This window comes from Sphingobacterium sp. ML3W, assembly GCF_000747525.1.
In the GTDB taxonomy this organism is placed as follows: domain Bacteria; phylum Bacteroidota; class Bacteroidia; order Sphingobacteriales; family Sphingobacteriaceae; genus Sphingobacterium.
The window spans coordinates 4,792,021-4,818,526 of the sequence record NZ_CP009278.1; the positions used below are offsets into that span (position 1 = coordinate 4,792,021).

Below are 26,506 nucleotides of genomic sequence, written 5' to 3' on the forward strand. Positions count from 1 at the left end.
TGTGAAATTTTAAAGTTTTTATTATGTACAGAAATCATGGTACTCCCAAATATGTTGCCGTTCCTTTTCATCTTCAATTACTAAAACTATATTTGAAATTTCAGCTATAATTGTACAGAAAATGTCTACAAAGGTATGAAAAGAATGTTTTTTTAAGGAGATGGGGAAAGTCTCAGATTTAAAACAATACTAAGGATAAACAACATATTTAAAACCCTAATAAACAGCTGTTTTAAATATGTTGTAAAAAATCAATTTTCTAATTGAGCATTATGTCCAAAGATCAAAACAATTAAGCTCCCATTGATGAACAGAAGCTTAATTGTTATTTTATATTTATCTCGGAAGTTCTAAAAATCGCAACTCCGACATTTGGTAGTTACCACCATCTCTAACAGATGTGATCAAATACCTATAGTATATAAATTCCCTTACATTATTAAAGGTATATGTTACGGATAAGTTTCTTGCATCAAATAACTGATCTTCTTGCGAGTCTAAAGTAATCCACTTTTCTCCATCATCAGAACCTTGGATTTCCCAGTTTTTAGGATCTCTGGTGTCTGCATCATTTCCAGATGTTAGTGTATAAGCATTAATGATTCGAGGTTGATAAAAGACAAATTGCGCAAAATAAGGCATCCTTACTTCACCGACAAAAATTTTAGTTAATACATCATTATCGATTAATTTTTTTGATCCTTCATTTGCATCTGCGCCCGAACTATTATCCTGCGATACGGTGAAAGTATTATCAATATTAGTCCAATCCTTTACGATTCCTAAATCCGTAAGCATTTTATAAACTACCATTTTTGATCCTTTTGGCGTATATGCATATAGGGTATAATCGGCAAATGTACCTATAGGAACATTAATATTAGTAGATTTATCCTTTGAGACGAGGCTTCCATCTATTTTACCTTTTATCCATCTTACGCTATCAATGGCCACTTTAGTTTTAAAACTCAAATTAAGATTTCCGTTTCCTCTTGATGTTGCATCAAATTCCAGCAGTTTTTCGGGTTCAATTTTAATTACTTCTTCTCGTTGTGCCCAATCTCCGTTCTTATTCAATACCATTAACTTGATAGTAAATGCTCCAGTATTTAAAAAAGTATGTACTGGAGTGTTATTCGCGGAAGTACTATCATCCCCAAAACTCCATCTCGTCTCAGTAAAATCCAAACCTTCATTGGTAAACTGAAATGTAAAAGGATCATCTGCTGACACTTGCTTAAAACTAAAAGACGCTTGTGGATTTGGCAATTGAATCACTTCTTCTACCACTACATCATCCTTACTACAAGCATACATGCCTAATAAAAAAGCACAGCCTATTAATAAATTTATTATTTTCATCTATTTGTTTTATTTAAGATAATAAAATCCAACTTTCATATTTTCTTTTACAAAAACTCTATCATACGCCATTCTGAACACTGGAACAAGTCACTTCCTACATTTTCAGTAATGTCAAGTCGGTAATATTTGTATATTCCGACCTTCTGAATATTAAATCTTCGGGTCAAAATACGTGTTGGAAAACTTTCCTCAGATCTCGAATCGATTGTTACCCAATTTTCACCATCGACAGAAGCTTGTAAGTCCCAACTTTTAGGATCACGTTCAATTGCGTCATTGCCAGATGTTATCGTATAAGATCCAATTTTCACATCTCTGGGGAATGTTAATTGACATTGTAGATCACCAGCAAAACTACCCATTAGAAATTTTGTACTCACATCATCATCCACAAATTTCAAACTTCCCTCACCCGAACTTGGACCATCATTATTATCCTTATTTACAGTAAGTATGGCTTCCCCAGTGACATCAAACTCAGCAACACGCTGACAATCGATCAAGATTGTTGTATAAGACTTCTGAGAATTAATAACATGTAAAGTTGGATCTTTTAAATAAATTGTTAAAGCAAGATATTTATCTTTATGCTTTAAGATCACATCCCATGGAATAGAAATTCCAAAATCAGCCGTAGACTTATTACTCAATACTCTAATTCGCGATCCTAATGAGAATTCAGAGCTCGTTAGTCCGATTGTATTTTTGGGTAATTTCCCATTTTGTATCCATTTAGCAATTGAATCTGTCGTAGACCGGATTTCAACATCAAAAGCGCGACTTGGAAAAGAGGCCAATGTAACACCCAAAGGAATGTCAATACCGGAAGGACTCGCGTCATAGTTTTCATGGTTACTAGCCAAAATTATATCAGCAGGTGTATTGACAATACTTAAGTAATGAATATCTGTATCGTCCAACAAATCTTTTGAATCTAACGTTACAATGACACTATTATTCGGTCCAATATTATTTCCCTTTCCTGGATTTGTCAATTTATACGAGAGTGCAAATGATTTCCCATATATGCGCTCTATTTCTGTACGTGATATCGTCAATTCGAAGGATGCTGTATCTGTCCCGTACTGGAACTTCACCACATTCGGAAACGTAAATGCATTATTCGGCAAAGCAACAACATCCTTTAGTACCCCCGCCTTAATTAAACTATTAACCGTATCGGTATTCAGCTGAATCTCTACATCAAACGTTTTAGAGGCAGGTGCACTTAATTTCACGCGCATCGGAACTCGAACGTAATCATTGGTTTTAACAAGGTCAGTGCCTGCACCTTCGGCATTAACCTCAACATCCCGGTTTTCAACAAGCTTGAAAACATCAAGATTATCTTTTGAGCATTTCAAAAAACAGAAACTACTCAAAATCATTATAAAAAATAAATGTATCTTTTTCATTTTTTTAAATTTTATTTATCCACCCAAACACGACCATCCAACTGCCAGCTTTCTTGTCTTGGTATCTGTAACCAACTAAAAATCTGAGCTGTTATATCGGTATTCTTCGGCACCAAGCTTCCTAATATTTCTACAGAGGGAGCACACAGAAAGTCATTTAATTTAGATATCTCAAAATTGGTATTACTTAATTTTAAGTTGTTCCCAAATAAGCCAACATCGTAAATCATATTATCGTTGACACTTCCTTCCACAGGCCAATTAGCAGCCATATAATAAAAATAAGGGTGATCTTCACCTACCCCAATCTGACAGTTATATTGGGTAAGAACTGATTGTGGTAGAGCCGTTTTCCAAAAGCGAACATCGGCTATATAGAAATCACCTCTATTCCAATTATTTCCTCCGTTTAATAGTCCCAACCGAAATTTAGCAAGATTGTCCAGTGCACCCCAAGAGGTAACATCCATCTCATTACCCGGAATCCCATTCGTATAGGTCTTAACCATTCTGTTTCCATCGTTATTAATATAACCAACAACTGTAATGTTATTCCAAGTTGCATTATTAAGTTTCGAACCATTTACTTCCCCACTTCCATTGGGACCTTTTGCATTGAACGTCCAATAATCATCTTTGAAAAACATGACCCATCCATTGCCAGGTGACCCTGACTCCCAGACATCACGCTTTCCAATAAATGATGGATAATCAGGGAATTTGTATGTATTCTGAGGGCCTTTGTTTTTCTTTACTTTTAATTCTATTGTAAATTCAGCATCCTTATCACCTAAATTAAATAGATGATTATCTCCTTCTGCAATTTCAGCAGCGAGTCCATCTTTAAATCTGGCAAAGCTACCATTAAAGCGGCTTCCCAAATATGGTTTATTGACATAACGTGAAGAATACTTCGGCGAATAAAATATGGTAAATGTATTGACATTGGGATTACTGAAAACGGTATTATCATTTTCATTATCAGGTATTTCAAAAGCCCCACCTTTACTTGAGGTGATAATTATTAACCAGTTTTCTTTCTTATATGTAGGTCTTTTTTCCAATGCCTGCACCATTTCACCAACTTGTTTGTCAAAGGTTTGTATGGCATTTTTATAATTTACATTACTATTATCATATCCCCCAGTCATCCCTGCTTTATCCACTTCCGTAAAATGTCCCGTTACCATGGTTATGTCAGGTTGCGTTAAACCTTCGAGCACTCCTTTAACGACTCCTTCATCATTAACCTCCAACTTCGCATCACTTTCAGGAGCTAGGTTCTCTATAAATAGCGAGGAACTTCCATATATTTTAATGACCGCATCTTTCTTCAATTCGGTAATTCTATTATACACGAGTGGAAAAGTTTTAAAATTATTCCCATTAAAATTATTCCCCGTTACAAGATGCTTCTGCTGATTAACTCCTGTTATGATATCGGCTAAATCTGCACCAGTACTGGTAGATTCATCGTGTTCCTGACTGAGAGAAGACCATGAATAAATGGAACGGTCTAATAATGCGTTCATATTCGGAATTTCAGCAGTCCGAACAGATTCTCCCCTAGCTCCGTCAGCTATCAAGAGCAGTACTTTCGGTTGACCATACACTAAGTCTACCGAATCTGTTACTTCTGAAGATTCTGGAATCAGTCTATTAAACTTATCCTGACAAGAAAAAATTGTGGTCATACACAATAGTGTCAACACCCACCATCCTTTCTTTCTTTTTCTATATTGGTTTTCCATATTGGTTATATTTAGGTTATAATAGGTTTATTGTTCAAGTTTAATGCGAATCAGGTTTTTTACTTCTTCATTATTAAAGCGATCAAAACTTCCCATGAGAAGCAAAGCTCGTTTGCCATCTTCTGTTTTTGTTTCCACGATCTTATTAAGAGCTCCATAGAATAATCCTGTTGTGTTGTAATCTGGATTGAGGGCACCATCGGGGTTCAAAATCATAAAACCACTGCGCGTGACCTGGTCATATTTAACGAAATCACCCGAAACCACAATAAGGCCATCATTCAATTGTGCTGCAAAGTAAGGGTTGCCCCCCTCAAAAGTTTTTACTTTAAAGCTATCATCTAATGTACCATCAGCCTTCAACATCGCTACCTGCACCGCATCTTTGCCATTATATTTCTTAAAGGCACCAACAATTAGGTATTTATTCAATTGTTCATTAAAAGTAACTGAGATAACGTTATAATCTGCACCAACACCCGACGCATTAAAAGTAGGATCAATAGTTCCATCTGCATTTAACCTCGTGATATATCCCTTACTTTGATCATCAAATTTTGAAAAAGAACCATAGACAAGTAATTTACCTTTTAAAGGGCCAGTCTTATGAAATAGTGAACCTACTGAACCATTAGCCCCAGAAAACGGTTTACCATCGGCCTTAAATCTAAAACTTTTATCTAATTCTCCATTTTTATTTAACCGGGCTACATGCCTTATTTCGGTACTATCTAAAATAACCGTGTCACGTGTTTCCAATTTATTTGGCTTATCATAGGTTCTTCGAACGTAGAATTTAAAGTTACCTGTCGCTAGTACTTTATCTTCAGACTCATAAATATTACTCACAAAGCCATCAAATCCACCATTAAAAGTTGGATAATATTTAGTCGTATCCAATTGATCTGGCCTGCGGAATGGCTTAATTCCCATCGTATCAATCGTGCCTGTTAAATTGATTCTTGTTAGATTACTAATATTTTCTTTCCGCTGATCATATCCAGAAAATGAACCTGCTAAATAGTAAAAATTATCAAGGCGAATAATACTACTTAAAAAATTATTGGCTCCAGTCCCAATCCGGAAACTAGCATCATAAGTGCCATCAGGAAACGTTCTAACCAAACGATTTATAGGTCGAATAATACCTTTTCTATTATAGTCCGTAAATCCACCTATATAGATCATTTTCCCATCTTCTAAAAACAGCATATCACTGACAGTACCATTTGCACCAGTTCCTACTTGAAATGTTGGATCTATACTAACAGTTCCTAAGACACTAAATTTGGGACCAAAGAATACCACGTCATCAATGGTGATCGATACCACTCCCGTACTTGCATATGGAGGTACTTTGAGCTTGACATGCTCCGCTGTCATTTCCAATATTTCGGCCACTTCACCATTGAACTTAATAATGGCTTTATCTTTATATTGGTCCAATCCAATAATTCTCATGGTCGCCTCAGAACCTGGTTTACCAAATTCGGGTTTCATTTTATCAGTTGGATTTAATTCAATATCTAACGGAGGCATTCCTTCTTCATACGGTGCGGAGAAGTCTTTATCATCTTTATTACAAGCGCTTATCAAGCATATAAAAAAGAAAAACAATCCGCAATTTCTTATGTATTTCATCATAATTAACATAAATAAAATGATTCTTAACGTTTACTCTCTAAAATGTCATTCATTATTTCATCTTGCCTATAGCCAAACTGTGCTCGTGTATAATCTAAGACATGCACGACACCATTTGTAGGTTGGATATCTGAAGACGCAATGGGTATCGAGAACCAATTATTAGGTTGAGACACATCTCTGATATACGATATATACAATTGTCTATAACCCATATACTTTAATATCGTCTCGCCATCGACAGCATCGTGAAATTTAACTCCGATGTTACAGACTGCATTTCCTAAGGATGTATAATTCTGGCCTTTGTATATGTTTAACAGGTCGAAATCGATTTGCGGATAATCTGCCAATTTACGTTTGTCATTGAACATATAACGTTGCAGGTATTTTCTCCAAATCACGCTATCCACATCTGCTAAAGTCGATATGGTATCACGGCCAAAGAAGTACAATACTTCATTCACACCTGAGGGATCGGAATTCATATCTTTACGAGCCAATCCAATTAGTTTTTTTATATTTTCGTCTCGAGGGGCAAAAAATGTAAATTCCCTATTTTTAAACTCTTCTTCCAAACCAGCCAAACGAATTATGGTGGCAATAGAATCAAATTCTCGGGGTTTAGCATCTAAGTAGTCCATTATCGACCCTTCGAAATTGGCATTTGCCAATCCACCATCCACATAGTAATCATCTTGTTTACAAGATCCTACAAAAATCATAAAGAAAAGTGCCGGCAGTACTAATTTATATTTAGAAAAATTTCTCATAACAAAGCGATTAATTAATACTTGTCCAATATTCATTTAAAACAATCTTTGGGTTATAGTTTTTTGCAGATGCATCAAGAGGCCAAGTCCATGCCCTACGATTATACTGATCCAGAGTCATGGGATTCATTGTCCACTGCGAACTCAATATGCGTCGTGTACGAATTAAATCAAAATAACGAATGCCTTCACCTATCAATTCACGGCATCGCTCTTCAAAAATAAAATTCTTAAGCTCTTGACCTCCAGCCCCCGAATATATAGCCGCTTCAGCTCTATTTCTAACTAAATTTAACACAGAAATAGCTTCAGATTCTCTCGCAGGTCCCAATTCTGCTAAAGCCTCCGCCTCTAATAACAGCGCATCGGCATAACGGAAAATCATAAACGTATTATCTGGATTAGAATCTTCATTCCCAGAGGCGAAAACGTTTGCTGCATATTTTTTCAAAACAAAACGGCCATCATCGGCATACATATCTTCAAACCAAAGTTCTTTTCTTTTATCTCCTCCTCCATTTACAGGGTAGATCCTATTCATAAATATAGAAGAGTAATAGGCAATACTAAATTGGGCATTAAATCGAGGAAACTTATATGGCCAGCGCAAAAAATGATCCCACAATGGTGCATAAGCATTATTTTGATCCGTATAGTTAATTGATCTGTAAAATTCAAAAAGTGATTCTTCGGTACGTCCTTTAGTGACCATCGCCCAACTTTCAGGGTTTAGCGGATACAGTCTATGTACATTACTTTTTCTCAGCTCATTTCCCAATGTAGCAACACCTTCATAATACTGCGCTGAATTAGCCCTATCAAAGTTGGCATTCCACATTTTCATGTGCATCAATAAAGCAATAATACTCCCTTTACTTGCGCGAGCGCCTCTTTGTGCAGGATCTCCAAATGACCAAGGCATCAAATCTTTAACCGATTCTAGATCGGCAATACATTTGGTAATAACGGAAACCATATCTTCCCGTGGAATTTCTTCAGCAAAATAAGGCTCTGTATAATACACCACATCTCCATAGAGTCTTACCATCCAGAAATAGGTAAAATTGCGCATAAACGTCGCTTCGGCTACATATCTACTTTTATCAGTTCCTTCCACACCAGGGATACCCTCTTCTAATTTGGAAATTAAAATATTACAACTTTGGATAACCTTATAATAGTTATTCCATTCAGTCACTTTATACATGGCATAACCAGAATATGGGCCACTTCTTGAAAAATTCACGACATTTAACATGTTATTCTTTCCCAATTCTGCGAGTATCTGCCTATCTGTACCTGATGTTAATGCGGGGAAAATCTCACCAGAGCGTGCTTCTCCCACTCCACCCATCACCCATGACTCATTTATTTTCTCAAAAAATTGGCTATAAATTCTTGCAATATTTGCTTCTACATCCGACTTCGTTTGATAGAAATTATTACCCGTTAAACGATCGATAGGTTCAACCGTCAAAAATTTCTTACAACTACTAACGCTTGATATTAAACCCACTAACAAAGCGATTTTAATTATTTTATTTTTTAGTCTCATAACATTGGTCAATTAAAAATCAATATTCACCCCCACATTATATTGTCTCGGGACAGGGTAACCAGCGGATGCATCCCGCCCTACAGAAGTCACATTCTCTGGATTGGGACCACTATATTTAGAAAAAGTCATGATATTATCAGCAGATACATAAATCCGAAGTCTTTCTAAACCCATGCGTTGCGCTGCTTTTTTGGTAAACATATAGGATAAAGCAATATTATTGATTTTAAAGTAGCTACCGTCCTCTGCCCATAGATCCTGATCAAATCGGAAAGGGCGGATGTTTCCGAATCTTCCATAGTCATAAGCATAAGGGTATTTCGCTACATCGCCAGGTTTTCTCCACATATCGATATCTTCCAATGGGACTGTTGCTTTTGTTCCAAACGGATCCCCCATCAATCCTAAACGTTCTGCCAGAGCGTTATTCAAGATTGTTCTTTTAGCTGTATAAGATCCATACATATTCAATCCAAACGTTCCAATAGTTTCATGCGCATAATTCAGATTAAACTGCATCCCTCCTGTAAATAATGGTTGTGAATTACCCGTTCTAGCGAAATCATTATCATTTAAGATATAATTACCATCCAGATCGGCAAAGATTGGATCTCCTGCTTTAAATTCTGTTCCATTATCCATACGGTAACGACGCCCGGTCACTGGATCAACAGGTACATCAGCATCCGTACTGTAGACGCCTCTATTTAATAGCATATAATTTGACATCGTAGGCGTTCCCACACGATAAACTATCATTTGTGAATACTTATTATCAGAATCACTCTCCCAACGCACGAACTGTCCTCCATAATGACTCGGCAGCTTCAATAAAACATCTTGATTATAGGCTCCATTAAAACCAACAGACATCGTCAATGGTCCCTGCGTTAGGGGTCTAATCATCACAGATAGTTCATGACCATAATTGGCAATTGCAGCTGTATTACTATTTATTTTATCAAATCCCAGCGAAGAAGAGAGTTTCTCTTCAAACAGCAGGTTGTCCACTTTTTTGTAGTAGGTATCATATGTCACTTCAAGTTTATTTTTGAAAAAGCCTAAATCCAATCCTACATTATACTGTGAGGTTGTCGTTGGCTTTAAGTTGGGATTGGGAATTTGTTCGTAATTAATTCCAATTCCGATTTGGTCATTATAGCGACCTGTGATATCATATTTTCCATACACCCGTTCCAACGTACTATTGGGCATGACATTAATCCCCCAACTCGTCCTAATCGACAAGAGGTTGATCCAATCGATATCCTTAATAAACTCTTCATGAAAGGCATTCCAACGCAAACCCACTGCAGGATTTTTTGTAAATAAATTGCCAAATCCATTTTGCGAGGAACCATCCATCCGGTAGGATAAATCGATTACATACTTTTTCATGTAATCATAAGATCCTGATAGGGCAAAAGATATCGCTTTTTCTCTACCAAAACCGCGTCTTAATATACCACCACCTCTAGAGAAATATCCATCAAAACCTAGTGGTCCTTCAAACTGATCATTGGGAGTCCTAGCCTGTTTAGTGGCACCAGATTGTTTTTCTAACGTCCGTATCTCATTAAATAAGTTGAAGAAAATATTATGTTTTTCTTTAAATGAATGACTATAGGTAATCGAATTCCGATTGTACAAGCTATTATATTGACCATTGAAAGAATATACCTGTGCAAATTGATTATTAGCAGCTGCAGGCGTAAATGTATCCTCATTATCAGCAGTTGACTCGTAGCTAAAACTAGTGGTCGCTCTTAGTCCAGCAAGAAACTCATAAGAGGCCTCAATAAATGGCTTAATAGATTTTGATGAATTACTATTCCGCGTGTTTAAGGCTGAATTGAAACTGGAAGACGCGAGGTAAAAAGAAGGTCCTGGTAATAAGGTCGAAGTCATCCCCCCATCCGCTACACCGGTTTGCAAAATACCAAGTCCATCACCTTTACTTTTAGTACCTAAGGAACCGTTTATTTGAGCAATAAATTTGAATCGGTCGTTTGGATGATATTCAAAACGCATGTTGGCCAAATAACGATCAAATCCTGTATTCTTAATAATTCCATTCTCATTGTAATAATTTAAATTGGCTTTATAGTTGAGTTTTTGATTCCCGCCATCAATGGCAACGTTATGCGTCTGATTATAGGTGGTAGCATAATAAAGATCTTGCCAATTGGTAGAATTGTTATAATAAGCATTTAAACTGTCAGACAAAAAATAAGTTTCCGATATACGATCGATGTCGAATTGACTCATCGCATTTCCATAGATTTGCTGCAATTTAAGTCTACGTTCTAAGTTACCTCCTAAGGTTTCTCTTAATTTTGGAGGTGTCTTTAAAAAGAAGTTTCCAGTATAACGGACCCGTGGAACTTCCGAATTCCCTCTTTTAGTCGTTATAATGATGACTCCATAGGCTGCCAAAGACCCATATAAAGAGGTCGCTTGCGCATCTTTCAATACCTCTATACTTTCAACATCCTCTGGTGGGATCAAGGATAGCGGACTGATTCCTGGCCCTTGTTGCGAAAGTCCCAGTTCGCTCGCACGATCTGCATCCATCGGTACTCCATCAATGACATATAACGGTGAAGTTGGCGACAGAAAAGATTGGTCTCCAGACCCGGATACACTTAAGGTAGATAAACCCCTGATCTGTGTTGACCCCCTAAAACCAGGCGCACCAGTATTGACTTGGATATTTAAGCCCGGTACTTTACCTTGCAATAAACTCTCGACATTTGCCGCCGGTACATCTTGAATATCTTTACCACTAATCTTTGTGGATGCACCAGTTGCAGTTTCACGTGCTCTAGCAACATAACCACGTACAACAACCTCATCCATTTGATTGTTAAGGTCTTTTAGTTTAACAGTCAAATTCTTATCATTACGGATAGTTACTGTCACATTATCATATCCCATCATCCTAAAGGAAATATTGGTTCCTGTTGCGGCAGTCAAACTAAAGATACCACTCGCATTCGAGGAAGTCACTTTTTGCCCGTACCTAATGGTCACACCGGCTATTGGCTTACCACTGGTATCCACCACCTTTCCATCTATTGTTACTGTTTGTGCAAACAATTGAATCGTCAGCAACATACAGATCAAAAATGGTATTAATTTATAAAGTCGTTCTAAACGCATAACAATATTCATTTATTCGTTATCAAATTTTGGATTCTCTCTCTTGAAGTGGAAAACCACTTCCCAATCTCCTTGGGTTAAAATTTTAAAGTTTAACCCAAATCTTGAAGTCGACAAAAACCCACCAAAGCCTATTCTAGAATAACCAAATTCAACCTTAGCATTATCAGAACTTGTATAAGGAGTGGGATAATTTGTCAACGGGATCGGATATGCTACGTCATATTGCACATACTCGCTCGTTCTGACACGATTAAATCCATGTACTAATTCATCCCATTTTGTTTCATTAAAATTATCGGGGTTAATGGGTTTATTATCTTTATCCAAAAAAACAAAGCGTAAATTATGCCCATTCCCACCTTCAAAACGTCTGATATAAACCACTAGGTCTTTATTCACATCATCTGTCTTCAACTGTTCATCAGAACCTGCTCCTACGATATTATCCATAAAAGAGGGCCTGATATAATCTCTTTTCTTAGGATTTTTAGGGTCACTTGGATCTGGGGCCTCAAGGCCATTGTAAGGATTTATATCGGTTGAAGGTTCGTAATCGCGAACCCGCCACGGAATAATTTGAAAATCCTTAATGATGGTATTTCCTCCAGTATTGGAAATCTTTACATCAAAATATCGGATATCTTGAACCAAATCAATACTATCTGCTGAGCGAGGTGTGACCAGATCATCTGTTGACGTATTCCATAAAACAAATAGACCAGTAGAATCGACTTCCATCAAAGGTTTCATCACCAATTCACGTTTAGCCTCTATTTCTTCAAGAGATCTTTCCTTTCCATCATACAATGCTTTCCAAATAAAAGTAGGTTTCACTTGAAAAAGATCCGTATATGGTTTCCCATCACCATACCTTGGATTAACGATTTCAAAATGCAAAGGAGTTGTCGAATGGTCATTGTTAATCGAGCCAAAACGTGTTGTTCTACCCAATACTGGATAAAAGGACTTTGTTTCATAATTAATATTAGGACTCAAAAACTCCTTTTCCTCCGGTAAATTATATAGTTTTTTACAACTTGTTGCAGCAAAACAGAGCAAAAATATTACCGCTAGACAAGTTGGCCCCTTTATGATTTTATGGGCATTAATTCTTTTCATATATTTTATCGTTTATAAAGCTTACTTGCTTCTATTCATAGTCCAGTCAGCCAATTGAAAATCATTTCCACCATACATACGTGCGATATTCAAACGATATGTTTTATATCCTTTCGTATTTTTGAATGAGAATACTTTCAACTGAAATCTTTCTTCAAACTCTTGATCACTCAGTTTGTCCAATAAATCCCATTTCTCAGACTCTTCATTCCACCCCTGCAACGTCCAATCCGTAGGATCACGATCTGCAAGATCATTGGCGGAGGTCAACGTATAGCTATTTGCTGCCACTAACTCAGGGAACTCCCATTCAATATAAAACTGTCCAGGACTTGATAAGAAGAATTTAGTTTCTGGGTCGCCATCAAATACATGTTTAGAAGCTTCCACCGCATTTGGTCCACCGCTTGTTTCTTTGGATGCGTTAGGTGTTCCGCCAATGGTTTTAAATAAGTTTTCTGGTGGTGGTACATAAATCACTTGGCTAACGAACTTATTAAAACCAAATACATGATCTGCAGCAAGTACGTGCACAATACCATTATCGGTTTTTACATTGAGGGAGCTTGTTTCAGTCGTTATCCAATTTCTTTTAAAAACAGATTTACGCGTATCCGAAAAATTCATTGTCATCGGTCCTCCATCAATAAAACCTGAAGAGGTTTGTTTAGCTAAATCAATATGCATAGGGTATCCATAGCGCACACCGTATGCTTCTTTACCATCTTGATTTGTAATCGAATCACTCGGTATACTACCGCGCAAGATATATTGGCACAATAAGGAGTCCAGCACTGTTAATTTGACTGAATTTAGGTATTGTGGCGATTTATCAGATAAACTTAACGTGTTGTTTAAGTTTTGTAACGCCATCTGAAAATTCGCATTGGTCAATGCAAATAGTGTAACAGAACTATCGCGCATTAGCCCTTGTAATTCTATACGATCGATTACTTTTATCAACGAATCATAAACTCCAGGTTTGCTTTTAAGATAATCATACATATTACCCTTATAGATCGGTTCATTTGGAGTTTTAGCATAATAGCCCTTATCCTTTGAGCAGGAAAAAAAGAAGATTCCTGAAATCAAAATTAAAAACCAATATTCCAATTTGTTATTTTTCATACGTTAGTTCTTTTATTTCCAGTAAGCATTCTGTGTAATAAGTTTATTCTGATCCAGCACATCTTTGGCTATAGGCCAATATATACCATCATTTTCAATGAGTTGAGCTAGCTTTGGATTGTCGTGTTTAATTTTTTCACGACGAATCATATCATACCAACGGTGACCTTCTCCCATCAGCTCCCTTTTACGTTCTAGGAAGATGGCATCAACTAAATCACCATTTGCTGTTTCGCTATAATTTTTCAATCCCCGGCGGCTTCTAATTTCATTTAATAGATCGATCGCATTGTTCGTTTCTCCTAAAACTGCCAATGCTTCTGCGCGCAACAAAGCGATATCTTCCAACCGAGTCAAGACTGTCGCGCTGGTAAATATTCTAAAACTCGGGTCAGAGCTTCCTCCTTGAATACATTTGATTTTACTGAAAATGGGATATTTACCATTAAAGTTTCGGAAATACACCTCTGTATTTGGATTACCCAAAGTATCAATACTGAATCGTTGATCTTTTTTTTCTATAAAAGTTTTTAAGATATTTTCTTTTGTCATATACAGATCTGGCGTCGTTTTATTCACAACAGGTGCTGCTAATGTCAATTCTTCAATATGCCCGGTAAAGGATGCTTCCACATGAGACCATATATAACTGAAACCAAAGATATGTTCAGGTCTTTTCTCAAAGAAAAATCCATTTCCATCTGTCAACGCAGATGTTGATATATAGAATGATCCAGCTTTATTATAATTCGTCATGACAAATTGAGAATACGCTGCAGCATCGGCATAATTTCCCTGCCATGCTGCAAGATGGGTCAACAAAGCATAAGCCGATAGTTTTCTCGCTAAAGCCCCTTGCCAACGACCCGATCCTTCATTGTAGTAATTTCCGATCTGTTGCTCATCTCCTGTACTGTAGGAGTAAGGTAAATCTTGAGCTGCTTCAAACATTTCTTTTTCTATCCAAGCATATAATTTCAACTTATCTTCTTTTTCTTGATTTTCGAAGCTACCATCATGCGATGAAGTTATCAAAGGAACATCTCCCCATATTAAAACCATATTATAGTAAGCATAAGCTCTCAAGAATCTAATTTGTGCAATGTCTACAACCAAATTATTTTCGGTATAGCGTTTATCTTTTTCTCTTACGTCAGGAGCACGCTCTAAAAACAAGTTAGCTGCATTGACAATGGCAAACCATCTTCTCCAATTAGACAAAGCATTTAACGACTCATAATTAGCCTTAAGATCATGATTCATGATGGCTTTCAGATCTTGTCGATTTGGACTTTCATAATCTCCAGACCGGACCTCACCATAAAGCCAATAGGCATTATGATCATTCAATGCAGCTTTTGTTAAGCCATATACGCCTATTAGTGCGGCTCTAGTATCTTCGAGCGAATTCCACATATTCTCTTCTTTAACTGATCGCGTGGAATCTACATCAAGCATTTTCTTACAGCCCGAAAAAAGCAGCAAGAAGGTCAACAAGAAGCAATAAAAACTAAGGTATCTTTTCATATTTTATAATCTTAGAAGTCAAATTTTACACCCAGCGTATACATGCGAGGGATTCGCATTGTCGCTCCATTATCATAGCCTGTATAATCAATGATTTCAGGATCAACTCCAGAGTACGACGTCAGGGTCAACAGGTTATTAGCCGAAACGTAAGCATATACATTTTTTATCTTATCCTTATTTCCATTCAACAATTCGGTGAAATTATAGCCCAGTGTTACGGAGCGAAGTTTAATAAAAGAAGCGTTCTCCAAAAATAAATCCTGATCAAGTTGGTAAGGCATGACTGTGCTCCATGGGTTATACAAAGGATATTTACTGTAGTCTCCTCTTTTTTCCCAAAAAGTAATCTCTTTGATTGCATCCAAGTTTCGACTGCCCTCATTATTAATAAAATCAAATCGATTGGCCATCTCTTGATTGATGACTTTTCTACCAAGATTAAAATAAAGATTAAAATTGAGGTCCCAATTTCCATAAATCAATCGATTGCTTAAATTTCCAAAAACAGTGGGTAGTTTATGTCCTTGAAGTGTACGGTCCATATCATCGATGCGATTATCTCCATTCTGATCTTTCCACATCGGGTCACCTGCTTTCATAGCAATACCATTGTAAGTCATACCTAAGGGTACTTCAGCATCTGACTGATATAAACCTTCATTGTTCAGCAACCAGTATTGATCGAGTGGCTTACCGACTTGGAGCAAGCTATTTCCAAGAATTAATTGATCCAATCCATTCGGCAGAGCTTTTAACTTATTTTGATTGTGCGAAATATTAAGTACTGTCGACCAGGTAAAAATATCGCGTTTCACAGGATCTATACCTATTGTGAAATCAATCCCTGCATTTTGAACATCCATTCCGGGTTGATTGTTCGACTTATAGCCATATTCACTAAAAGCGGGAATCCCTATCATCTGATTTTTCGTTTGTTTCAAATAAAAATCCACCGAAACAAAAAAATTATTCTTGTAGGTTGCAAAATCAAAACCTAGATTACCTTGATCGGTATATGCCCAAGGCAGATTATACCCGACCCAGCCTGATTCATATGGTCGTACTAGTGCCGCCATACCATTATACCCAGCCACTATTTGATTACCCGTATACCCTATTTGAGAAACATAATTTGGCCCTTGGGCAACATCATCAAAGGTATTTGGCAATCCTATTCTTCCTAGACTCAGGCGAGCAGCCATATTTTTCACGCGATCACTAGATTGGAAATAGCTGTTTTTCAGATTCCATTTCGAAGACAATGAAGGTGTAAATAACCAGCGAGAATCTGGTTGCGCATTTGAAGAGCCATCTGTTCGCAACACTAAAGAGGTCTCCAGTTTTTGATCATAGTCGTAAGTCGCCTTTCCATAAAATGACACCATATTATGCCGCGTACGATCGATAAACTTGAACACCAATTCCCTCGGAAAAGCTATGGGATTCAAATAATTTTCAAGATTTGAATCATCTTCCAATAGATTTACTTTAATAAAATCATTAACTCCTTTATAAGCATAAGCGTAATTATAGCGATAGGTATCCCACTGTAACGTATTTCCGACTAGGAGGTTTAAATTGTTTTTTTCATTTATTTTCCAATCGTAATAAATCTTATTTTCAAATAAAGCACGTTGATTAAATCCATTATAATTTGAAGCAAAACTATTGTTTTCCATCAATTTACTGTGAAAAAATTGATCTCGATACCCTTCATTATAATCAACCATTCCTGTTGATAAAAAATGAAGATTTCCAAAGTCTAATTGCAAATTAGCAAAGGCTTGAGCAAGATTTATTTTATTATTATCAAATCCTTTGTTATATAAGGATAAATAATCATCATAGATTAATTTATTAGGTGCCAATGGCGCCGATAAATCTGGAAAATAAGCCATTTGAGCAAATCGATCCCTAAGGTTACGGTTTCGATTACGGTCTGTACGGTTAATATTAGCTTGCGTAGTGAATGTCATCCATTTTAATGGTTTCATATTCAATCCAAATAAGGCATAATACTTATTCAGTTTTGTGTGATCGGCAACCCCTTTATCTTGGGATGAACCCGCCATAAATTGAAAATTAGCACGTGGACCACCTCCAGAAAGATTCGTATTGATATTATGTAAAAGCGCATTATTATAATAAGAATCTGTCCAATCAGATTTACCAAAATAATTTGTGTTCAACGAATCGCTTAGATACAAAGGATAAGAATCACCTTCATCATACTGACCATTGGAGCTATATAAATCATAAAATTGCTGTCTGAATTTATTTTCAAAATCACCATTAATAGTTGTTACCTGTGGTTTTTGTGCAAAACCGGTATACATATTCACCGCAATTCTATTCGTTTTATCCGCCTTATACGCTTTCGTTTTGACAACAATCACTCCATGCGCAGCATTAGGACCATAGAGTGCTGTAGCGGCCACATCTTTCAGTACTTCTATAGACTCAATTAAATCAATATTGATATTGGTCAATAAATTTGTCGCAGGACCGATCCTTTCGAGATCATAGGACTGGACGGCATAAGCAAAAGGATGTTCACCAATCATGGGTACCCCATCTATAACGACAAGAGGCTGATTTTGAAACACATCAGACTCGGACAACAATGGTCTTGAAATTCCTCGGAAGAACATCGGTTGCTTGGTTCCTGGCTCGCCAGAAGATTCATTAATGAACAATCCTGTATTGTTAGCCTTCAGGAATTGCTGCAATGAGGTTAACGGTAATGTGGATACGGAAGATATGCTTACAGCGTTTATTTCTGACCTTGGGATGCCAAACACTGAATCTAGCTTTACTTCTGCCAAACTCGCCCCCAAAGAGTCCACAACTTGCTGATTTTCTTGATTTTGAGCTACAACATGTAGGCAGCCAAAAATGCAATTCCATCCTAAAAAAATGATTTTCTTCAAATCCTTTCTTAAAATCATGTACATATTGATGTTAGTTAATTTAGGTAATTGATACTTCAATGGTATATGGTCACAATAATTCCGAAAGAATATTTCGTCATATTAAAAATAATATAACATAATATTAATTAATCTTTCAAAAAATAAAGAAAATGTAGCCTACACCGAATTAAATACTTGAATTTTCATAATTAATATATTAGTTTATAAAACGTTTTAGCAGATTGCAACAAGGAAAGACCTTCTCAAAATCTTCAAAAACTGTTATTTGGTTGTTAGTTATACAATTGGTTTATACTACTTTAAAAAATAGTATATGTAAATATATATAAAAAAAAATATTATCGATCATTTTTTTTTATAATTTTTCAAATGCTAAACTGGTTTATCTACTTTAAAACAGCAGTTATACAATCACTTTTTGAGAAAAAAATGGAATTAACTGCTATTTAGCATATATTACGTAAAAAGATAACGTGTAAAAATATTCACATTTGGGGGATAATTTAATCGATTAAAATTACAGAAAAGTGTGATACACACTAAAATTTAAAAAAAAATGCTAAGAATAAATCACGATTTATAGCATAACTTTTTTGATATCACTCCCTTATCATCAAAAAAGCCTTTACTCGATTCTCGAGTAAAGGCTTCTATATATTGTCATATTGTTAGGTCTATTTTTTTACGACCTTTAAAATTGCTTTACTATTTCCTTGACTTAAATCTACGGTCAAGATATACGTATCATTTAACGTAAGTGTTTTTCCTACAACAATCCCAAGATTACCATTATCACGGCCATTTGACCCATTACCTATAAAAAATAAATCACTATCCGTACTGATATTTTCAGCGCCGAACTCACCTCCCCAATCTTTTTGATGAAAAAATTTAAAATTGATATTATCGGTATGGATTGACTCTCCCGCTTTGACCGTTATTTGATATTTCTGACCTCCGATAGGCAGCATACATAAAGCCTTACCTGGATTCCAACCTACCTGATTGTTTGTCACGTTTGGTTTGCCAACTCCATCGCCAATGATCCAAATAGCCCCTGTACCATCATCCTTCAGTTTTGCTAAATTATTGCCATCCATTGCTTCTACAATGAAGTATTTTAATTTAAAATCTGCTGTCACCCGATACTTACCATTTATACCATTGAAACTCATCGCTCCATCAGCTTTTTTAGTGAAGTAATCTGAATCGATCCACCAGTCCGTTAAATCTTCGATCCCATCTATCTCAACAGCTGTCCCATTTTTCAACTCCAATTCTCCTTTGAAGTACTCATCGTCCACACGACTGAATAAAATTCCATTCATATAGATATTGATAAATGGCGCAGCTGCATACGTAAGGGTATTGAATTGTATACTATAGACTCCAGAAGTTAAATTTGTAAAAGGTATTTCTGCAGTAGAACCTTCATCTACGCTATTATTAACCCATCCAAAATTTATAACATTACCTTCCGTGCCTACCTTTGGTGTTTGAATATATGCCTTTACGGCATTTGGAAAGTTTTCTGTCGCAGCATATTCATTTGGACCGATTTTTTCCATACGGTAAGATCTTGATTCTGTCACCAAATCCAAATAAGGAAAATCAGGTCTACTCAAATCAATCTCAAAAGATTGTTCAGTCACTTTTTGACTGATATTCTGTAGGATAAATTTTAATGTCGCTTTCCCATTTGGGATATTTTTATAAAATGGAATGAATATTTTTCCACTATAATCCCCATTATTTTTTGTACGGATGACCGTTTCAGAAACCTGGTCATCTGTATAGAACAATTGGACTTTTACAGTAGATAAAGCGATTTCTTGATCTGTAGCGTGAAGCTGAAAGGATAAACTGTCTCCAAAGTGAGCTGATGAAACAGCTGACTTCACTTCGAGCTGCGGATGACCGACTTGATAGGAATATTTCTCATCCTTTTTACAAGAATACAATACCGAAATGGCTGCAGCACCAAGGAGAATATTTAAAATAAGTCTTTTCATAATTCTAGTGTTAATTGGCCCATCGATAAGAAACCACAGATTTAGCAGGTACTTCATAGCTAAAGTGATTCTTGGCATCGTTAATCGTAATATTTCTATTCTCATCAGCATCATTCAGCAGCACGATTGCATAAGAGCCATCCTGATTTTGGAAAGCGGTGTAGACCAATCCCTCTGCGGTATAACCACTTGCTCCAATACGTACTGCCCCCGATTTCACTACCGATGAAAGATGACCAACAATGTAGTAATGTGAATTACGTGTGATGGATTTAAAATTAGATGTACTGACATCCACAGCACCATAACAAGTCTGGCAGCCTCCATCGCGATTTGGTCCTTTATCTGTATCTAACATTAAGTTCCATACAATAACCGCTTTACTCCAGTTATTAACCGTCCCAAGCGCTACCTCGCGCATATCTTCCATTAATCTTTTTTCGAGATTACGACCGTCATTCCATTCACCGATGGATGTTTCTGTAAAAACAAGTTCCTTATCAGGACGTTGACTATGAATATCCAACAATTCGGCTTTATCTCCACCATAATTGTGAAATGCTGCTCCAGTTATAAAAGCTGCTGCGGCAGCATCATTATAGATTTTTACAGGATAATCATTTTGATCAGCGATGTTATCATAATTGTAATTATGATCAAATGCATAAATCTTTGTGTTTAAATCAGATGCTTTCAATTGCGGTCCCAATGCTTGTTTGATAAAAGCTTGTTGCTCTTCCCATGTCATATATAAAGAAGCTGAATTCCCCCTATTTAAGGGTTCATTTTGAACCGTTATGGAAGAAATATTGATTCCTTCCTTTTTCATTGCCTGTAGCCATTGTACAAAATACCAACCATAATCTTGATAATACTTAGGATTCAACTGGCCACTAGTCCATGAGTCAAAAGGTTTTAGATCGGTCAAATTATTTACTTTCATCCATTTAGGTGGTGTCCATGGAGATCCCATGATCTTAATCGATGGATTGATGGCTAATATTTCTTTTAGCACTGGTAGGATGTACTGCTTTTCTTCCGATTGTAAAGCAAAATTTTCTTTACCTTCCGTATCCCAACAGGTATACTCACTTAATGAAAAATCCGAACAACCAATGGCAATTCGTATATAGTTCATACCCATACCATTTTGATCAGAGAAAGTTTCTGTCAAGAATTTTGTACGATCTTCTTGTTTCATCTTCATCAGATTATAGCAAGTAGATCCCGTTACCGCAGCACCAAAACCATCCATTGTCTGGAATTTCTGTTTCGGATCTATCGTTATGGTATTGGGAGACATGTTAAACTTTGTACTGAAATCCACAAAGCCTTTATTAAAATCCTGAGAACGGGTATTTGTGGTTGTATAAATCGTCACATCCCCCTTATCTTTTATCGATTCATTTGAAGAAGGAGTATAGCTATCGTGGTTACATGATGTTGTGGTGATTAAACAAGACAACAAGAGTGAATATATCATAGTACTGTTATATATAAGTTTCATAAAGTTTCAAATTAATATCCTAGATTTTGCACTAAGTTGGGATTCTCGTCAATTTTAGCTTGCGGCACTGGTAATCTATAAGAATATTGATTAAAAGGGTAAACCTGTGCTTTGCGCCCTTTATCTTTTGCAAATACAGCATTCATAACAGATTCAACTTTATCCAATCGTACTAGATCAAACCAACGTTGGCCTTCGAAAGCCAGTTCCAACCGACGTTCTTTTAACAAAGCATCCAACATGCGTTCCTTGCTTGCACGAGTGGCATTGTCCAGTGCAGGAAGTTTTACGCGATTACGTACACGATCGATAATGCTTGCCGCTTCCATTAAATTGGGACTTGCTTGCATAATCAGCGCCTCTGCTTTCAACAATAATAGATCGGCATAGCGCAGCTTAACAATACTGCTCATTCCTGAGCGCAGCTTAAACATAAATGGGTAATGAGATGCGGGATAGTAATTACTCCAAGTAGCCACATAGTAGACGATGGACTGATCCATTCGGATTTGATCACCTTCATTTTGATACGTTTGTATTAGGTCACGCGAGGGAGTCACCCATTTGGCCCAGGTAAAACTATTATCATAATTGGATAGGTCACGACCAAACATCCAAGTGGCCCAATTACCTGATCCTGGCATAAATTGCGCCTCTAAGATTGACTCTTTTGTATTACGCTGTTCCAGATCTGAATTTGCGGCGTTAAGCGCATATAGGTCCGAATAATTAGTATTAAGATCAAACCCGTCAGCAGCAAGAGCATCAACATACTGGATAACTTTAGCATAGTCACGAATCGGTTTTTCAGCATATATTTTCGCTAACATCGCCTTGGCAACTGACTTTGTAAATCTCGTTTTATCGGAGACTGAATTACTAGGAGCATCTACCAATGCTTCCAATAAATCCTTTTCGATCTGCAGATATGCTTCCTCCTCTGTATTTTGAAAAGGAAAATACTGTGGATAAACCTCTTCAATATTTTCTGATGTAATATCACCAGCCTGCGTCGTGATGACAGGAATAGATCCAAAAAGACGAACCATATCAAACATCGCCAAAGCTCGGAATATTTTAGCTTGTGCCTTATACGACTTGATCTGCGAATCACTGACCGACTTATCCGCCACACTATCAATATTGATGATCAATCGATTGGCTCGAGCGATATCCTCTAAATATCTAGCCCAATCACGATCTATAACTGAATTTGAGCCCTCAATCGAGTTATTTTCAAAAGGCAATACCTCTGCCCCCGTTGTTCCTGCATAGGCGTTATCTGCATGCGACTCGGAGATGAGCAACAAGTCCATATACCAATGTTCTTGTCGATCACGCATTTGTTGATAAATACCCGTTAAGAAGTTATCAACTTCACTCTTATTCTTAAAAACAATCTGAGATCCTGTTTCGGTTTTACCTTGCGATTCATCCGAATAACCATCAAGCGGGTCACGATTTAAAGAACATGAAGAGACTAATATTCCTATTGACAATAAGAATATGAGTGGATTTCTATATATATTATTCATCACAATTCAATTAAAATTCTACATTTACCCCAATTACAAACGATCTACTTTGTGGATAAGTTCCCCAATCTATGCCCTGTATCCGGCCAGAGTTTCCATACTGATTGACCTCAGGATCCATACCCGAATATTTCGTCCATGTCAGCAGATTACTAGCAGATAAGTATGGTTGTATTTTTTGTATCCCAATACGTTTTAACCTTTCAGGAGCAATAGCATAACCGAGTGAGATATTTTTCAATCTCAAATAACTACCATCTTCAATAAAATAAGTAGAGTTTTTCATATCAAATCCAGCTTTAGGTACGTCGGTTATCTGACCAGGGACTCTCCAACGATCTAATACAACGGAGGTCTGATTGCGACCATCATACATACCTTCAGTTTCCATACGGCTCGCATTAAAGACATCATTTCCATAGGTTCCCTGGATGAAAATACTTAAATCGAAATTTTTCCATGAAAAGCTATTGGTCATCCCATAAGTGAATTTGGGATTTGGATCTCCAATGTAGGTACGATCAGATGATGAAATTTTATCATCACCATTCAAATCACGATAGATTAGCTCCCCTGTCTCCGGATTGACGCCGTCACTGATATAACCAAAGAATCCACCCAAGGCACGTCCAGGTTCATTTCTAACCGCATAATCGTGTACGTTATCATTGGTCATGGCATCGTTATATATTTTTTTCAGCACTAACTTATCAAGGCGATTCTTATTAAATGAAATATTAAAATCGGTGTTCCACGTGAATTGTCCAATAAGATTTTTTGAACCAAGTGCAATCTCAAGGCCCTTATTTGTCATTTCTCCCTCATTCCGCTTAATTACACTAGCTGCTGCTGAACCCGCAGGTAAAGAAACCTCCATCAACATATTAGTGGTTTTTTTATAATAATAGTCCAACGTTAATGTCAACCTATTTTGAAAAGTCGCAACATCGACCCCTATATTTGATTGCGTTGTAGTTTCCCAAGTTAAATCTCTTGTTCGCAATGTATTAGCTTGAGTAATATTTGGCACAGCGTTTTCCTGTCCAACTTTAAACCATTCTATTCTTCCGATACCATTAAAGGCTAGATAAGAGTAATCTCCAAGGCCCGATTGGTTACCTGTTTGTCCCCATCCTCCTCTTATTTTAAGATCATTGACCCAGTCGACATCTTTCATGAAATCTTCAGCGGAAAGCCTCCATGCTGCAGAGATTGAGGGAAAATAACCCCAACGATCATTTGGATTTAATTTCGAAGAGCCATCTCCGCGCATATTTGCAGTCAAAAGATATTTACCATCATAATTGTACATAGCACGTGCGAAATAGGACATAATCCCCCAGTTGGATGCACCAGAGCCTGTACCATTCCAAGCAATCATATTAGCAGCGTTCAACGTTTGTATTAGACCGTTTGCATAATGAGAACCATTGATATAGCTATTGGAATATTTAGAATCCGTCCAAGAGGAACCTGCCATCGCTTCAAGTGTATGTTTACCAAAACTTTTATTATAAGTAAGTACATTATCCCAAGTCAACACCGTGTTCATATTTCGATTATCCGACGCTTCTCCATATTGATTTCGTCCCCAAGTCGTTGTCAATGGGTCTAAAAATGTAGTTGCCAGGCCATTTCTTCTATCCAAGGTAAAAGAAGATTTAAAATTCAGATCGGGCATAAAAGTAATCAAAGCACTACCTGATGCCAATATTCTATTTTCACGATTATTATTATACTTTGTTCGTGCCAGATTTTCAATAGGACTAGTAATATTACTTATTCCGTAGAAGTTATTATAGTAACGATCAGGAAAGGTACTGTCCCATATTGGCGCATATGTTGGCGTAGTAATCACTGAAGTCACTACCCCTCCTCTATTGGACCCTAAACCAGCAGTAATGCCGTTATCATTATAATCCGAATAGGTTATATTGGCATTCACCTTTAACCATTTTCGAACCTGATTATCAATATTGGCCTTAAAATTATACCGTTTAAAAAACGAGCCTTTTAATGTCCCTTTATCATCTGTGTAGCCTCCCGATAAATAATACCTTAACTTTTCGGTTCCATCGGAAATGGTTAATTGATAATTTTGTTGGATACCCGTTTTATAGGTCTCCTTAAACCAATCTGTTTGATCTGTCAAGCCGACAGGCAAACTTATCATCCCAATTTCATTTTGGAGTTCACGATATTGTTCGGTATTGAGTACATCTATCGTATTGTTTACGAAATTGGAGGTTAATTGTGCTCCAAATGTAATTTTCCCTTCTCCTACTTTTCCCGTTTTTGTTGTTATCAAGACTACTCCATTAGCAGCTCTAGAACCATAAATTGCAGCAGAAGATGCATCTTTTAAAATTTGGATATCGGCTACATCATTGGGCGATAAAAATTTAATATTGTCTACTGGTACTCCATCTACGACATACAATGGATCATTGCTACCATTAAAAGAGGTTGTTCCTCGCACACGGATATTCATTTCAGCACCGGGAGCACCATTCGGTTGAATGACCGCAACACCTGCAGCTTTACCTTGAATTGCCTGACCAACATTGACAATAGGTCTTTTTTCTAAATCTTTAGTGGATACCGATGAGATTGCAGTAGTTACATCTTTCCGCTTAACAGTGCCATAACCGATCACCACAACATCATCCAATACATTTTCTGAAGCGTCTAAAAGAACCGTTAAGTTATTTTGCACAACCGGTACTTCTTTTCTATCATAACCAACATAAGACAGTAACAGTGTACTGCCTGTTGGAACCGATATTTGAAAACGTCCATCCTCCTGAGATGATACGCCATTAGTTGTTCCTTTTTGAACAATTGTGACTCCTCCAATTGGCTTCTGATCTTGAGCGTTCAGTACGCGCCCATTAACCTGTATTTTCTCTTGAGCGAATGTCGAACCGATCATCGCCAAGAAAAAAAATATCCAAATAAAAGGAATTGCTTTCTTAGTAAAGAAAATCATAAGTATTTATAAAATGGTTTTTATAATTTAGTTTGAGAACTACTCAAAATAGTATAGGAGTTCCCCCGCTCCCTTACTGAAA

15 protein-coding genes are annotated in these 26,506 nt (G+C 36.8%); all 15 read right to left on the reverse strand.

Annotation, left to right across the window (positions count from 1 at the left end; all coding sequences use genetic code 11):
- Positions 1–336 precede the first annotated feature (336 nt).
- Positions 337–1,362 (reverse strand): PKD domain-containing protein, encoded by a 1,026-nt coding sequence (locus tag KO02_RS23000; RefSeq protein WP_051960111.1) that lies wholly within the window; start codon positions 1,360–1,362, stop codon positions 337–339.
- Between the two features lie 47 nt (positions 1,363–1,409).
- Entirely contained in the window at positions 1,410–2,780 is a 1,371-nt protein-coding gene (locus tag KO02_RS23005; RefSeq protein ID WP_051960113.1) for a DUF1735 domain-containing protein, read from the reverse strand.
- Between the two features lie 11 nt (positions 2,781–2,791).
- A complete protein-coding gene (locus tag KO02_RS20475; RefSeq protein ID WP_038701313.1) occupies positions 2,792–4,531 on the reverse strand; it encodes an alkaline phosphatase family protein in 1,740 nt (579 codons plus the stop codon).
- Between the two features lie 27 nt (positions 4,532–4,558).
- On the reverse strand, positions 4,559–6,175 hold the full coding sequence (locus KO02_RS20480; protein WP_038703105.1) for a DUF5008 domain-containing protein: 1,617 nt from the start codon (positions 6,173–6,175) through the stop codon (positions 4,559–4,561).
- A gap of 23 nt (positions 6,176–6,198) precedes the next feature.
- Complete coding sequence (locus KO02_RS20485; protein ID WP_158500321.1) at positions 6,199–6,948, reverse strand: fasciclin domain-containing protein; 750 nt, start codon at positions 6,946–6,948, stop codon at positions 6,199–6,201.
- Positions 6,949–6,958: 10 nt separating this feature from the next.
- Entirely contained in the window at positions 6,959–8,503 is a 1,545-nt protein-coding gene (locus tag KO02_RS20490; RefSeq protein ID WP_038701317.1) for a RagB/SusD family nutrient uptake outer membrane protein, read from the reverse strand.
- A gap of 12 nt (positions 8,504–8,515) precedes the next feature.
- A complete protein-coding gene (locus tag KO02_RS20495; protein ID WP_235212298.1) occupies positions 8,516–11,668 on the reverse strand; it encodes a SusC/RagA family TonB-linked outer membrane protein in 3,153 nt (1,050 codons plus the stop codon).
- Between the two features lie 12 nt (positions 11,669–11,680).
- The gene (locus tag KO02_RS20500; RefSeq protein ID WP_038701321.1) at positions 11,681–12,790 is read right to left on the reverse strand and encodes a DUF5007 domain-containing protein; all 1,110 of its coding nucleotides are present in this window, start codon (positions 12,788–12,790) and stop codon (positions 11,681–11,683) included.
- A gap of 21 nt (positions 12,791–12,811) precedes the next feature.
- Complete coding sequence (locus KO02_RS20505; RefSeq protein ID WP_038701323.1) at positions 12,812–13,918, reverse strand: ATP/GTP-binding protein; 1,107 nt, start codon at positions 13,916–13,918, stop codon at positions 12,812–12,814.
- A 12-nt stretch (positions 13,919–13,930) separates the two neighbouring features.
- Positions 13,931–15,445, reverse strand: a complete 1,515-nt coding sequence (locus KO02_RS20510; protein WP_038701325.1) for a RagB/SusD family nutrient uptake outer membrane protein — start codon at positions 15,443–15,445, stop codon at positions 13,931–13,933.
- A gap of 11 nt (positions 15,446–15,456) precedes the next feature.
- Positions 15,457–18,396: a SusC/RagA family TonB-linked outer membrane protein gene (locus KO02_RS20515; protein WP_158500322.1), complete on the reverse strand. Its 2,940-nt coding sequence runs from the start codon at positions 18,394–18,396 to the stop codon at positions 15,457–15,459.
- A gap of 659 nt (positions 18,397–19,055) precedes the next feature.
- Positions 19,056–20,393, reverse strand: a complete 1,338-nt coding sequence (locus KO02_RS20520; protein WP_038701327.1) for a DUF5125 domain-containing protein — start codon at positions 20,391–20,393, stop codon at positions 19,056–19,058.
- Positions 20,394–20,403: 10 nt separating this feature from the next.
- Positions 20,404–21,876, reverse strand: coding sequence for a glycoside hydrolase family 30 protein (locus tag KO02_RS20525; protein WP_144243365.1), 1,473 nt, complete (start codon positions 21,874–21,876; stop codon positions 20,404–20,406).
- A 35-nt stretch (positions 21,877–21,911) separates the two neighbouring features.
- The gene (locus KO02_RS20530; RefSeq protein ID WP_038701332.1) at positions 21,912–23,435 is read right to left on the reverse strand and encodes a RagB/SusD family nutrient uptake outer membrane protein; all 1,524 of its coding nucleotides are present in this window, start codon (positions 23,433–23,435) and stop codon (positions 21,912–21,914) included.
- Between the two features lie 10 nt (positions 23,436–23,445).
- Positions 23,446–26,424 carry a SusC/RagA family TonB-linked outer membrane protein gene (locus KO02_RS20535; protein WP_038701334.1) on the reverse strand — a complete coding sequence of 993 codons (2,979 nt, stop codon included), beginning with the start codon at positions 26,422–26,424 and terminating at the stop codon, positions 23,446–23,448.
- Between the last annotated feature and the right edge of the window lie 82 nt (positions 26,425–26,506).